The following is a 13,062-nucleotide window of genomic DNA, read 5'->3' on the forward strand; positions in this document are numbered from 1 at the left end:
TATTTATTGATGTAAAAAAAATTAAAGGAGAAATAAAAATGTCATCATTTAAAGCTAAAATTACTGATCCAATAGGGATGCATGCGCGACCTGCTGCGATTGTTGTTAAAGAAGCTTCAAAATATAGTTCTACTATTAAAATTAAAGTTAATGGTCGTGAAGGAAATTTAAAGTCAATTATGAATATTATGGCTTTAGGAGTTAAAACTGGAACAGAAGTAGAAATTGAAGCAATTGGTAAAGATGCTGATATTGCAATTGCTGGCATTAAAAAAGCAATGAAAGATAATAAATTGGTTTAATAGACTTCTTGCGATACCTTTTTTATTAAAATATTCTTATAAAATATAATTTATGAGGATATCAAAATATGAACAATAATAAATTTAATACTCTTAATGATAAAGAATGGTTAAGATTAACAGGAATAAAAAAATCCACTTTTAATAAAATGTTAGATATTTTACAAGTAGCTGAAATAGAAAAATTTAAAAAAGGTGGTAAAACTAATAAATTATCACTAGAAAATAGATTATTGATGACTTTATCATATTGACGAGAATATCAGACTTATTTTCATCTTGGTAAAAATTTCGGAATTAGTGAAGCTAATTGTTATCGGAATATCAAGTGAATTGAAGATATTTTAATTAAAAACTCTGATTTTCAACGGTCGCGTTTAGTTTTCTTAGGTATTGCTTTGAAGAAGTAAAACAATCAGCTAATTATATTATTTAGTTACTAAACTAACCCTACCTTTCTTGTTATTGTCATTTTTATTCATTACCATTTTATCATATTATTGAATTTTTACACAATAAAAATTATTAATATTATTAAATTTTCACTAATATATATTAATTTTATATTTTTACTTACTTAAATCTATTATATTTATTTGTTACAGCATTACCTTTAAAATTAATTCAACAATTAATTCAACTATCATCATTTTTATTATGAATTTTTATATATTTCTTTTCTGATTTCTATTTCTGAATTAATATTTTCATTAATATAATAGACTTCTTGCATAACCTATTAAAAAAATTACAAATATTTGTAAAAAGACAGTAATAGAAAAATATAATTTTAATTAATTATGTCTTTTATCTAAAAAATTAATATTTTGCCACAACAAAAAATGAATTTATTATTTAAATTCTTTAATTTTAAATAAATCTTTTATGTTAAATTAATAATTGCAAATTATAAATTGAGGCAATTAAATTAAATCTTAAACCAAATCTTTTTCTACGATTACGATATTTTTCTGTCATAATTTTAAATTTTTTAAGAATAGCAAAAATATTTTCAATAATAATTCTCATTTTTGAAACTAGTCTATTATGTTGTTTTTGTGCTTTATTTAAATGGTTTTTCTTTGTTTTCTTTGTAGGTATTAGAACATTATTGTGAATTTTTTGTATTCCTTGATAACGACTATCAACTATTAATTTGGTATTTTTTAAAATTGGGATTTTTGATTCTTTAAATAAAGCATAATTATGTTTTTTCCCAAGTGAAAAACTTGTTGCAATAATTTTTCTGGTTTCTTGTTCGATAATTACTTGTGTTTTAATGGTGTGTTTTTTCTTTTTACCAGAATAAGATTGTTTTTGTCTTTTTTTGGGCGTTGGATTGGAGTTTCGGTAGCATCAATAATAATAGTTTTATCATTAAAATAATCATTTGTTAGTGCTTTTTTACCAGCAAGTTGTTGAAAATCAGAGTTTTTAATTAAAATATCTTCAATTCACTTGATATTGCGATAACAATTAGCTTCACTAATTCCGAAATTTTTACCAAGATGAAAATAAGTCTGATATTCTCGTCAATATGATAAAGTCATCAATAATCTATTTTCTAGTGATAATTTATTAGTTTTACCACCTTTTTTAAATTTTTCTATTTCAGCTACTTGTAAAATATCTAACATTTTATTAAAAGTGGATTTTTTTATTCCTGTTAATCTTAACCATTCTTTATCATTAAGAGTATTAAATTTATTATTGTTCATATTTTGATATCCTCATAAATTATATTTTATAAGAATATTTTAATAAAAAAGGTATCGCAAGAAGTCTAATAAATATTATTCCAATCGCAATATTCATTTTTAAGCTCCTTTAAAATAGTTATAATTTATATCTTTTTTGTTGTTTTCTTTTTCGGCAATGAAGAAACCCAACAATTCTTGCCCTTTAATTAACTTAGTTTCTTGCTCTTGTTGATTAATTGAAATTACTTGATATTTACTATCTTTTATTATTCCAATGCAAATTGAATTTTCGTATTTTCCTTTATAAACAAATCGCTTTGGAAACCAAATGCCGATTTGTTTATTAAATCATGGAATTTTTGGGGCTTTAATAAGCATTGCGTTTTGCGTTTCTTTTAAGAGATATTTTTTAGTATTTAAGAAAATGTTTTCAATGTTTTTCATAATAAATTACCTTTATTATAGATAAACTAAGTTATATTAACTAAGTTAGTTAAATTAGTTTTTTAAACACTTATATATCGCAGATTTAAGTAGACTTCTTGCATAACCTATTAAAAAATTACAAATATTTGTAAAAAGACAGTAATAGAAAAATATAATTTTAATTAATTATGTCTTTTATCTAAAAAATTAATATTTTGCCACAACAAAAAATGAATTTATTATTTAAATTCTTTAATTTTAAATAAATCTTTTATGTTAAATTAATAATTGCAAATTATAAATTGAGGCAATTAAATTAAATCTTAAACCAAATCTTTTTCTACGATTACGATATTTTTCTGTCATAATTTTAAATTTTTTAAGAATAGCAAAAATATTTTCAATAATAATTCTCATTTTTGAAACTAGTCTATTATGTTGTTTTTGTGCTTTATTTAAATGGTTTTTCTTTGTTTTCTTTGTAGGTATTAGAACATTATTGTGAATTTTTTGTATTCCTTGATAACCACTATCAACTATTAATTTGGTATTTTTTAAAATTGAGATTTTTGATTCTTTAAATAAAGCATAATCATGTTTTTTCCCAAGTGAAAAACTTGTTGCAATAATTTTTCTGGTTTCTTGTTCGATAATTACTTGTGTTTTAATGGTGTGTTTTTTCTTTTTACCAGAATAAGATTGTTTTTGTCTTTTTTTGGGCGTTGGATTGGAGTTTCGGTAGCATCAATAATAATAGTTTTATCATTAAAATAATCATTTATTAGTGCTTTTTTACCAGCAAGTTGTTGAAAATCAGAGTTTTTAATTAAAATATCTTCAATTCACTTGATATTCCGATAACAATTAGCTTCACTAATTCCGAAATTTTTACCAAGATGAAAATAAGTCTGATATTCTCGTCAATATGATAAAGTCATCAATAATCTATTTTCTAGTGATAATTTATTAGTTTTACCACCTTTTTTAAATTTTTCTATTTCAGCTACTTGTAAAATATCTAACATTTTATTAAAAGTGGATTTTTTTATTCCTGTTAATCTTAACCATTCTTTATCATTAAGAGTATTAAATTTATTATTTTTCATATTTTGATATCCTCATAAATTATATTTTATAAGAATATTTTAATAAAAAAGGTATCGCAAGAAGTCTAATATTAATGGATTTAAATTTGATAATTGAGCTTTTAATTATTATGAACAAATTAAAGAGCAAGATGAAAATAATGGCTCGTTACTCTTGTTTTGAGAGTATCAACGCCATAAATTTTTGCTTACAGGTGATTTAGAAAAAAGTGGTGAAAAAAAATTATTAAATTATATTTTGCCACAAAAAATTAATTTGTTTCAGGTTGCACATCATGGCAGTAATAGTTCAACAAGTGATGAATTTTTAAAAATTATTAATCCTGAAACTTGTATTATTTCTACTAAAGAAACTAATAATCGCAATTTGCCACATCCACTAGTAATGCAAAGATTGGAGCAAAACTGTGATAATATTTATACAACAAATAATAATCAAACAATAATTTATAATTTGAAAAATTATCAACATTTTATATCAACATTAATAAAATAATATTATATAATTCTAAAAAGGTGAATAAAATGTTTCTAATTTATGGTAGTGATAAATTTCTTATTAATAAACAAATTCAAAAAGTAATTAATGTTATTAATAAAGATCAACAAATGAATATTTTAAAGTATAGTATGATAAATACTAATATTGATGAAATACTACAAGTTATTTCAATGCCACCATTATTTAACAATAAACAAATTGTTATTATTGAAGATTGTTGGTTTTTAACTTCTTCTCGTGAGCATCAATTAAGTAGTTTACAATTTAAAAATTTATTTAAATATTGTGAAAATCCTGCACCATTTACTGAGATATTTTTTGTTGTTAACAGTTCTAATATTGATCAACGAAAAAAAATTATTAAAGTTATTGAAAAAACAGGTAAAGTTTTAGTTGTTAAAGAATTAAATGATAGTCAGTTAAAAATGTTTGTTCAAAATTATTTTGTTAAGCATAATACTGAAATTACTAATGAGGGTTTAAATTTATTATTAGAAAGATTACCTAATAGTTTGCAAATTATTGCTAATGAATTAAATAAACTTGTTAATTATAGTAATTCATTAATATTGGAAGATGTTGATGTTTTGGTTAGTCGTTATTTAGATAGTAATATTTTTGATTTAGCTAATGCTTTTATTGCTCGTGATATTTTAAAAATATGGCAAAGATACTATGATTTTAAAAATAGTAATCAAGATGTTTTGGCAATTATTGGTTTGTTAGCTAATCAACTAAGGACGATTCGTGATATTAAAATTTATCAACAAAGGAATTATGATTTTAATACTATTTGTCAAAAAATGACTATTAATCCTTTTCGGTTAAAAATTCTTTGAAAGTATCTTTTAAAAATTGATGATCAACAAATTCATTATTTATTAGGTAGTTTAAGTAATTTAGATTATAATATAAAAAGAAGTCATGTTAATAAAAATATTGGCTTTGAGATGTTTTTATTGCAATTGTAAGAGGGTGAGTTTATTAATGAATAATAGCAAAAATACTTATGAAAATATTGTTAATTTATTAGTTAATATTTTACAAAGTTCTAAATTGAAACTTAAAGTGATTAAGGATGATGAATTTTATACTTATTTTTTAAGATTAGTTAATAGTCTTTTATTTTTAGAACAAGAGCATCACGCTAATTATGAAGAACAACGCTATGCGAGAAGTTTTGTGCAAGTATTAGCTGATTTAAGAGATGAAGAAATAAAAATTGTTAAAGATGATAATTTAACCTTAGAAACTATTGAGAATGATTATAATTTTTTACAAACTTATATTCTTAATATTTTTCAAATATCAAAACAAGAATTGGTTACACCAACAGTGATTTCTCTTGATATTGTTAAAGAATTATCAAATATTGATTCAAATTTACAAAAGCAATTATTAAAAAATGATAATGTTGTAGTAACTAGTAAGAATAATAATTCTGAACAAATTTCTAATAATAATTCTGAACAAATTTCTAATAATAATTCTCAAATTTTAAAAGATAGTGGCGAAAAAGCAACTGAGGCTGATTCGCAAAAAAAAATTAATGAACAATTAATTAATTTGCAAAATTTACAAGTTAATTTGCAAGGTTTAAAATTGCCAACTCATCCGGCAAATAATCAAGGTTTTTATCCATATACGGGTAAACCTAAAGCAATGTCGTTTTTTAAAAGAGTTTTAAGTTATGTTTTTATGTTTTTGTTGGCTATTGTTATTGGTATTAATGTTTATGGTTTTATTGCTGAAATTAAGTTAACTGATGTTATTTTAAAAGATAATTTAGCTGAGCCAAAAATTTTTAATTTTCGGCCAGCGTCTATTGCTTGAAATTTGTCAATGTGAAGTATAATTTTAGAAATTTTAACTTATGCAATGTTAACTTATTCTTTCTTTAAAAAACCACAATTTTTAAGAGATAAATATCGGATGCAACCAATGATGTTAATATTTGCCATTGTGGCTATTCTTTTTAATTCTATTTATGGTGTGTTTGGATTTTTATCTTATAATTCATTTGTTCAGTTTTTTAAAAATGCTTTTAATCAAGTTTATAATGTTGATAGTGTCTTAGAGGAAATTTGAAGTAGTTCTAGTTTTCAAATTTATCGGGTTTTAAAAATTGTCGGTGCTGGTATTGCTATTATTCCGATATTACTAATTTTTATTGTATTTTCCATTAATCCTCGTTTAGATCGTGATAAGTTAATGCAAGCGGATTTGGAGTATCAAAAAGCATTGCAGGCAACATTAAAAGGTGAATCTTATGTTATTGATGCATCATTATTTGACCAAGATTTAATTTTAGAAGCTGAAAAGCAGGATGAAAATAATAAAAAGTATGATTTATAGTTTTTATTGCTATTTAGAAAACAAGTAAGGCAACAAAAAAAGAGTGTTAGTTAGCAGCACTCTTTTTTGTTAATTAGTTTCTTTATTATTAGCAATATTATTAGCTATAGTTAGTTTAGATTTTATTCGGGCAACTTTATTTTTGTGAAAAATATTTTTACTTTCTGCACGGTCAAGCATTGAAATAGCGTGATTTAATGTTTGTTGCATATTAGTTTCATTACTGGTAATTGCGATTTTAGCTTTTTTAATTGCTGTTCTTGTTGTTGATTTGATATGAACATTTCTTTGTCTTGCTTTTTCATTTGTTATTGCGCGTTTAATTTGTGATTTGATATTTGCCATTATTGTCTCCTTAGTTTATTTTTTTATTATAAAACCAAAACTAATTATAGCAAATAATTGTTTTTTAGTAAACTAGTTACTTAAAAAAGTAGTAAAAAAGATGTATAATTACTTATGTACATTTAAAAAAGTGTGGGTAGAAAAAGTGAGTTATTATTTACAATCAAAATATCAGTTTTCACATCATGTTATTCTTCCTGTTAAACAACGATTAAATTTGAAGCATTTAAATGATATGGAATTAAAAATGCATTGTTTACAATTAATTAATGAGGCATTTTATGTTATAGATATAAAAGATGATATTTATGTGCAAATTAATGATAGTGATTTATATTTTGTTATTGATAAAAAATCTAATTTGATTAAAACAATAACGCCAATAAGTCAAGAGCGTTTATTAAGTATTATTGAAATTTAATTATTAAGGAGGGAATGAATAATGTTTTTAGTAACAGGTGATTTACAAAATGGACAAACTACTTGGGTAATGTTAGGTTTAATTATTATTATTGTAGTTGTAATGATAGTTTCTTCAATTCGTAAACGAAAACAAGATAAAATTGAAAAAGAAAAGCGTCAAAAAGAAGTTAGAGATAAAATTAAGCATTATTTAAAGATTAATGATAATATTGCTCATAAAAGAATTGAATATGATAAAGTAATTGCTAGAGCAGGTAAAGATTATAAATATCGTGATGTTTTTGATGTTGTTATCAAATTATATGACTCAAAATCAAATGCGTTATATGCTACTAAAGCTTTTGAAGTTGAAGGTTTAACAAAACAATTAAGTAAAAAAGAATATGAAACAACTTGAAAAGTTAATCATGAATTAGAATTAGAAGCCACTTTAATTCGTTTGCAAAAAGAACAAAAGAAAAGTTATTGAAAGATGACTAAAGCTGAGCGAGCACAAGTTAGTTTAGAGCGCAAGGAAGCAAAAATAATAGAAAAAGCAGAAATTAAAAAAATTAAGCAAGAGAAAAAAAGCAATGCAACTAAAAAAGTTGTTCAAAATAAAAATGAGGTTCTTATTAAGCGACAACCTAATGAGAAGTTTGGTGCTAAAAAATAAATAGTTTAATTAATTCATAATCTGAGGAAATGACAAAATGCTTCATAAAATATATAAAGAAGATTATAAAAATTATCGGGAATGTGCTAAATTATCATTTCTTTTACGAAAAGAAAATCATCAAAAGACAATTCAATGGCACGATAGGGAGTTAACTTATTTTTTTAGTTTGCCTGAATTTGGTGATGAAAAGCAAAAAGATGACTTGACGAATATTTCTGCTCGTAATTTAGAATTATTAGCGAACGATGATTATAGTTTTATCGATTTAGAGGTAATTGATAGTGAAACTATTCTTGATGGTTTAGAAGTAGGTTATCATGCTAAGCAATATTTTTTACGAAATTATCGTTGTTTTGATTTAGATACTTATGAAAAACATCTTGTGGCAAATAAAACGGTAGAAAAAATTCTTGATGCTAATCTTGAAGTGTTGTTTGAACCACGATTTGAATATAATGGTTGTGTTACAAAGGTTGATGTTTTAAAACGAAATGGTACAGGTTGAGACTTAATTGAAGTTAAGGCAACAACTAAGGTTCATCGCGAACATTTATATGATGTTCTTTATCAATATTATATTTTGACTAATTGCAATATTGAGATTAAAAATATTTATTTAATGCATTTAAATGGTTTTTATTTTCATCAAGGTGATTTAGAATATGATAATTTGTTTATTTTAGCAAGTAAATATAATTTAACAACTACTGGTTCAAAGCAAGAAAATATTATGGTTGGTGTAAAAAAAGATTTAGCAAAGCGAGATTTTAATCAAGATATTCAGCGCATTAAAGATATTTTTCAAATGCCAGTTGCTGAAGCATTAGCGTGGTTAAAGACTAGTCAATGTCATAATCGGGGTAAATATGATTATTGTATTCATGTTTATGCTAAATTACCCAAAGAACATACAATATTTAATCTTTATCGATTAGTAAAAACTAAAAAAGCAAGATTATATTATGAAAATAATTTTTTGTCGCTTTATACATCTAATTTTTTTGATCTTAATTTAACAGCTAATCAATATCGCCAAATTAAAGTTGTCCAAAATTTAGAAGGTGTTGTTGCATTGTCAGAACGAAGATATTTACAAAGTATATATAAGGAATATGCGTATCCGATTTATATGTATGATTTTGAAACTGTTAAAAGTGCCATTCCGAAATATGAAAATAGTACACCATATGAACAAATTCCATTTCAGTATTCAATTCATGTTTTATTGGATAATAAGTTTAATGAAGAGAAACATAATATTAAACATTATCGTTATTTAAGTGATGGTGTTGGTGATCATCGTTTAGTTTTAATTGAAAATTTAATTAGGGATTTAACACGATATGGCATAGGTACTTATGTTGCATATAATAAAAGTTTTGAGAAGCAAGTTTTAAAAAAAATGGCATTATTATATCCGATTTATGAAGAAATATTAATGCAAATTTCTGATCGGACTGTTGATTTAATGGATTTCTTTAAAAATTTTGCAATTTATAAAGCAGAATTTAATGGTAGTCTTTCAATTAAGAAAACATTGCCGGCTTTTAATTCGAAATTTTCTTATGATGATTTAGAAGTGCAAAAGGGAACCGATGCTTCTAGTTTATTTCGTAAACGGTTGTATAATGAATTACAAAAAGATAATAATCATTTGTTTTTCTTGAAATTAAATGATGCTTGAAAAACTATTAGTTTGCAACAATGACAAGACAATTATGTGAAAAATTTGTTATTATATTGTGAACGCGATACTTATGGGATGGTAGTTTTGTTTACTAAAATTTCTGAATTGTTGCGAGAACAGGGGTGAATTGAATGGTAACGAAAGTTATTTTTATGGGGACACCGATTTTTGCTAAAGAAGTATTATTAAAATTATTAACAATGGATTTTATTGAAGTTGTAGCTGTTGTTTGTCAACCTGATCGTAAGGTTGGAAGAAAGCAAGAAATGAGGATTGGTGCTGTTAAACAAGTAGCATTAGCATCAAAATTAAAGATTTTTCAACCAGATAATATTAACGATATTGTTTTAGAACTAGATAATTTAAATGCTGATTTAATAATTACTTGTGCTTATGGTCAATTTTTGGGAACAAGGATTTTACAATTGGTGCCGAAAGGTTGCTTAAATATTCATGCTTCGTTATTACCTAAATTACGAGGTGGAGCGCCAATTCATTGAGCGGTAATTAATGATGAAAAGGAAACTGGTATTAGTTTAATGAAAATGACATCACAAATGGATGCGGGGCCAGTATTTGTTCAAGAGAAAATTAGGTTGGTAGCAAATGAAACGGCAAGTAGTTTGCATTACCGTTTAATTTTGTTAGCAAATATGACGTTAGAAAAATATTTATTCTTAATAATTAGTGGTAAAATTACTCCAGAAATCCAAAATGAACGACTTGTATCGTTTGGTTTAAATATTAAACGAAATAATGAAAAGATTATTTGAAATGTTGATGCGAGAAAAGTAACTTGTCAAATTCGTGGTCTTTTTGAAATCCCTTTAGCTTATACGACTTATGAAAATAAGATTTATAAAATTCATCAGGCGATTGTTTATGATATTAATAAACAGGAAAAGGCAGCGGGAACAATTTTATCATTTCAACAAGATGGTATTGAAGTTCAAACGAGTAAAGGAAGTGTTTTAATTCAAAGATTACAACCTGAGGGTAAAAAAGCAATATTGGTTAAAAATTTTTATCAAGGACAACATCCTTTGCGGGTTGGAACAAAATTTATTTAAGGAAAGGATTTGAAAGAAAAGTGTATCGTTTTCGTTCATTGAAATATTTAGCAACAACAGCTGTAATCACAGGTCTTTTAATGGTTTGTGGTTATGCTTCTAGTTTTATTAAAATTGGCGTTGGTTATTTGCAATTAGCTGATATTATTGCTCTACCTTTAATTACCTTTATTTCTGGACCAATGATTTTATTTGCTAATCCGATTGCGATGGCATTTGCTGATATTATGGGGGTGGGGTATTTTGTTTTTGTTCCCATTACGATTGTTGTTAGGATTTTAATGTTTGTTATTATTCGGATATTAGAACCATATTTTCATTTTATTATCAGTCATTTTTTTGCGGTTTTACCAGTTTTAATTATTTATCCACCATATACTTACTTTATTTCTAATTTTGATTATAGTTATGCGATTACAGCATTAATTAATGATGCTGTGCAAGCGATATCAACATATATTTTTTCCTTGTTTATTACTTGATTTTTAATTAGAATTAATAGTGTTAGTTATCGTCATCTTTGAAGTGATAGTGATTTTGATTATTTACGAGAGGTAGCGTTAGAAAATAGTAATTTAGAACAAAGTAAGGAAATTAAAAATAATGGCAACAAATAAAAATTTAATTCGTAATTTTAGTATTATTGCTCATATTGATCATGGTAAGTCTACTTTGGCGGATCGGCTTTTAGAATTAACGGGTACTGTTAGTAAAAGAGAATTAAAAGAACAATTATTAGATTCAATGGATTTAGAGCGTGAAAGAGGAATTACTATTAAGTTAAATGCTGTGCAGTTGCAGTATGTTGCTAAGGATCATCAACAATATTGTTTTAATTTAATTGATACGCCGGGACATGTAGATTTTACTTATGAAGTTTCGCGTAGTTTAGCGGCTTGTGAGGGAGCATTATTAGTGGTTGATGCTACGCAAGGGATTCAAGCGCAGACGTTAGCTAATGTTTATTTGGCGATTGATAATGATTTAACAATTATTCCTGTTATTAATAAGGTTGATTTGCCTAATGCGGAGCCCGAAAGAATTAAACAACAAATTAGAACATTGACAGGAATTGCGTATTCGCATATCCCGTTAATTTCTGCCAAGACTGGTTTAAATGTTGATGAAGTGTTAGAAACTATTGTTAGGGATATTCCTGCTCCAATAAAATCCCAAGATGATGCTCCTTTGCAGGCATTGATTTTTGATTCTTATTATGATCAATATCGTGGTGTAATGATTTTCATTCGTGTTTTTCAAGGAACTGTTAAGCCTAATGATAAGATTCTTTTTATGGCAACAAAGGGTGAATATGAAGTTATTAGTGTTGGTATTAAGACACCGTTGGAAGTTCAGCAGGATGCAATCTATGCTGGTCAGGTTGGTTGAATAGCGGCGGGTATTAAGAATATTAAAGATGTTCAAGTAGGAGATACAATGACACATGCTGATTTTCCAACATTAGTGCCATTATCAGGTTATCGAAAAATTAATTCAATGGTTTATTGTGGATTATATTCCGTTGATAGTTCGCGTTATGAAGATTTAAAAGATGCATTATCAAAATTGCAATTATCAGATGCTGCTTTGGTATATGAACCAGAAAATTCACAAGCATTAGGATTTGGGTTTCGTTGTGGGTTTTTAGGTTTATTACATATGGATGTTATTCAAGAGCGACTTGAGAGAGAATATAATTTAGATTTAATTGCTACGGCGCCAAGTGTTATTTATGAAGTGCATTTAACTGATCAACAAATTATTACTGTGGATAATCCGAGTAAATTACCGGAAGTACAAAAAATTCGTAGTATTAATGAGCCTTTTGTTAAAGTAACGATGATGACTCCTGAAACTTATTTAGGTGGTTTAATGGAGTTATGTCAGCAAAAACGCGGTATTTATCAAAATCTTCTTTATGTTGATGATACAAGAAGAATTTTGACTTATGAAATGCCGTTAAATGAGATTATTTTTGATTTTTTTGATCGTTTAAAATCTGTGTCTAAGGGCTATGCTTCGTTAGATTACGAATTATTAGGTTATCGACCAAGTAAATTAGTAAAGATGGATATTTTATTAAATGGTGCGGTTGTTGATGCTTTATCAATGATTGTGCATAAAGATTTTGCGTATGCTCGTGGAAGAAATTTATGTGCTAAATTAAAAGATATTATTCCACAACAAAACTTTGAAATTCCCGTACAAGCTTCCATTGGTAATAAAATCATTGCGCGAGAAACTATTAAGGCGTTAAGGAAAAATGTTACTGCTAAGTGTTATGGTGGCGATATTAATCGCAAGAAAAAATTATTAGAAAAACAAAAAAAGGGTAAAAAGCGGATGAAGGCTTTTGGAAATGTTGAATTACCACAAGAAGCGTTTATGGCAGTTTTATCTATTGATGAATAAATAAGCATATTATATTGAAATGTTAATTAATCGGTTATTTTAAATTATTAATATTTTTATTATTAGTAATAAAATT

17 protein-coding genes are annotated in these 13,062 nt (G+C 25.7%); 11 read left to right on the plus strand and 6 right to left on the minus strand.

The window, feature by feature from the left end:
- Positions 1-38 precede the first annotated feature (38 nt).
- Positions 39-302 (plus strand): HPr family phosphocarrier protein, encoded by a 264-nt coding sequence (locus tag AACK86_RS02295; protein WP_338982356.1) that lies wholly within the window; start codon positions 39-41, stop codon positions 300-302.
- 68 nt (positions 303-370) lie between these two features.
- A complete protein-coding gene (locus AACK86_RS02300; RefSeq protein ID WP_338982358.1) occupies positions 371-712 on the plus strand; it encodes a transposase family protein in 342 nt (113 codons plus the stop codon).
- 478 nt (positions 713-1,190) lie between these two features.
- Here the strand turns inward: AACK86_RS02300 and AACK86_RS07130 are convergent, their stop codons facing one another.
- From AACK86_RS07130 to AACK86_RS07145, 5 genes are all read right to left on the minus strand, one after another.
- Positions 1,191-1,583, minus strand: a complete 393-nt coding sequence (locus AACK86_RS07130; RefSeq protein ID WP_422398339.1) for a transposase family protein — start codon at positions 1,581-1,583, stop codon at positions 1,191-1,193.
- The gene (locus AACK86_RS07135; RefSeq protein ID WP_422398278.1) at positions 1,568-2,020 is read right to left on the minus strand and encodes a transposase family protein; all 453 of its coding nucleotides are present in this window, start codon (positions 2,018-2,020) and stop codon (positions 1,568-1,570) included. Before AACK86_RS07135 ends, AACK86_RS07130 begins: the two co-directional genes overlap by 16 nt.
- Before the next feature lie 99 nt (positions 2,021-2,119).
- Entirely contained in the window at positions 2,120-2,446 is a 327-nt protein-coding gene (locus AACK86_RS02310; protein ID WP_338982362.1) for a hypothetical protein, read from the minus strand.
- 258 nt (positions 2,447-2,704) lie between these two features.
- Positions 2,705-3,097 (minus strand): transposase family protein, encoded by a 393-nt coding sequence (locus tag AACK86_RS07140; RefSeq protein ID WP_338982644.1) that lies wholly within the window; start codon positions 3,095-3,097, stop codon positions 2,705-2,707.
- Positions 3,082-3,534: a transposase family protein gene (locus AACK86_RS07145; protein WP_422398243.1), complete on the minus strand. Its 453-nt coding sequence runs from the start codon at positions 3,532-3,534 to the stop codon at positions 3,082-3,084. Before AACK86_RS07145 ends, AACK86_RS07140 begins: the two co-directional genes overlap by 16 nt.
- Before the next feature lie 154 nt (positions 3,535-3,688).
- On the opposite strand from AACK86_RS07145, the gene AACK86_RS02320 reads away from it, so the two are divergent.
- From AACK86_RS02320 to AACK86_RS02330, 3 genes are read left to right on the plus strand one after another with little or no spacing between them, the layout of a single operon-like run.
- Positions 3,689-4,030: a ComEC/Rec2 family competence protein gene (locus AACK86_RS02320; protein ID WP_338982364.1), complete on the plus strand. Its 342-nt coding sequence runs from the start codon at positions 3,689-3,691 to the stop codon at positions 4,028-4,030.
- A 29-nt stretch (positions 4,031-4,059) separates the two neighbouring features.
- Positions 4,060-5,007, plus strand: a complete 948-nt coding sequence (gene holA / locus AACK86_RS02325) for a DNA polymerase III subunit delta (protein ID WP_338982366.1) — start codon at positions 4,060-4,062, stop codon at positions 5,005-5,007.
- A gap of 16 nt (positions 5,008-5,023) precedes the next feature.
- Positions 5,024-6,391 carry a hypothetical protein gene (locus AACK86_RS02330; RefSeq protein ID WP_338982368.1) on the plus strand — a complete coding sequence of 456 codons (1,368 nt, stop codon included), beginning with the start codon at positions 5,024-5,026 and terminating at the stop codon, positions 6,389-6,391.
- A 69-nt stretch (positions 6,392-6,460) separates the two neighbouring features.
- Here AACK86_RS02330 and rpsT read toward each other — a convergent pair whose 3' ends face one another.
- Positions 6,461-6,736 (minus strand): 30S ribosomal protein S20, encoded by a 276-nt coding sequence (rpsT, locus tag AACK86_RS02335; RefSeq protein WP_338982370.1) that lies wholly within the window; start codon positions 6,734-6,736, stop codon positions 6,461-6,463.
- A gap of 100 nt (positions 6,737-6,836) precedes the next feature.
- Between rpsT and AACK86_RS02340 the strand changes: the two genes are divergently transcribed.
- Genes AACK86_RS02340 through lepA form a run of 6 tightly spaced genes read left to right on the plus strand, consistent with a single transcriptional unit; the run spans position 6,837 to position 12,986 of the window.
- The gene (locus AACK86_RS02340) at positions 6,837-7,157 is read left to right on the plus strand and encodes a hypothetical protein (RefSeq protein WP_338982371.1); all 321 of its coding nucleotides are present in this window, start codon (positions 6,837-6,839) and stop codon (positions 7,155-7,157) included.
- 21 nt (positions 7,158-7,178) lie between these two features.
- On the plus strand, positions 7,179-7,814 hold the full coding sequence (locus tag AACK86_RS02345; RefSeq protein WP_338982373.1) for a hypothetical protein: 636 nt from the start codon (positions 7,179-7,181) through the stop codon (positions 7,812-7,814).
- A 37-nt stretch (positions 7,815-7,851) separates the two neighbouring features.
- Positions 7,852-9,642, plus strand: a complete 1,791-nt coding sequence (locus AACK86_RS02350; RefSeq protein WP_338982375.1) for a DUF2779 domain-containing protein — start codon at positions 7,852-7,854, stop codon at positions 9,640-9,642.
- On the plus strand, positions 9,636-10,574 hold the full coding sequence (fmt, locus tag AACK86_RS02355; RefSeq protein WP_338982376.1) for a methionyl-tRNA formyltransferase: 939 nt from the start codon (positions 9,636-9,638) through the stop codon (positions 10,572-10,574). Before AACK86_RS02350 ends, fmt begins: the two co-directional genes overlap by 7 nt.
- Positions 10,575-10,594: 20 nt before the next feature.
- Positions 10,595-11,191, plus strand: a complete 597-nt coding sequence (locus tag AACK86_RS02360; protein ID WP_338982377.1) for a hypothetical protein — start codon at positions 10,595-10,597, stop codon at positions 11,189-11,191.
- A complete protein-coding gene (gene lepA, locus AACK86_RS02365; protein WP_338982378.1) occupies positions 11,178-12,986 on the plus strand; it encodes a translation elongation factor 4 in 1,809 nt (602 codons plus the stop codon). Before AACK86_RS02360 ends, lepA begins: the two co-directional genes overlap by 14 nt.
- Positions 12,987-13,062 lie beyond the last annotated feature (76 nt).

The sequence above is a fragment of the Spiroplasma endosymbiont of Eupeodes luniger genome (assembly GCF_964019525.1).
Taxonomy (GTDB): Bacteria; Bacillota_I; Bacilli_A; order Mycoplasmatales; family Nriv7; genus Nriv7.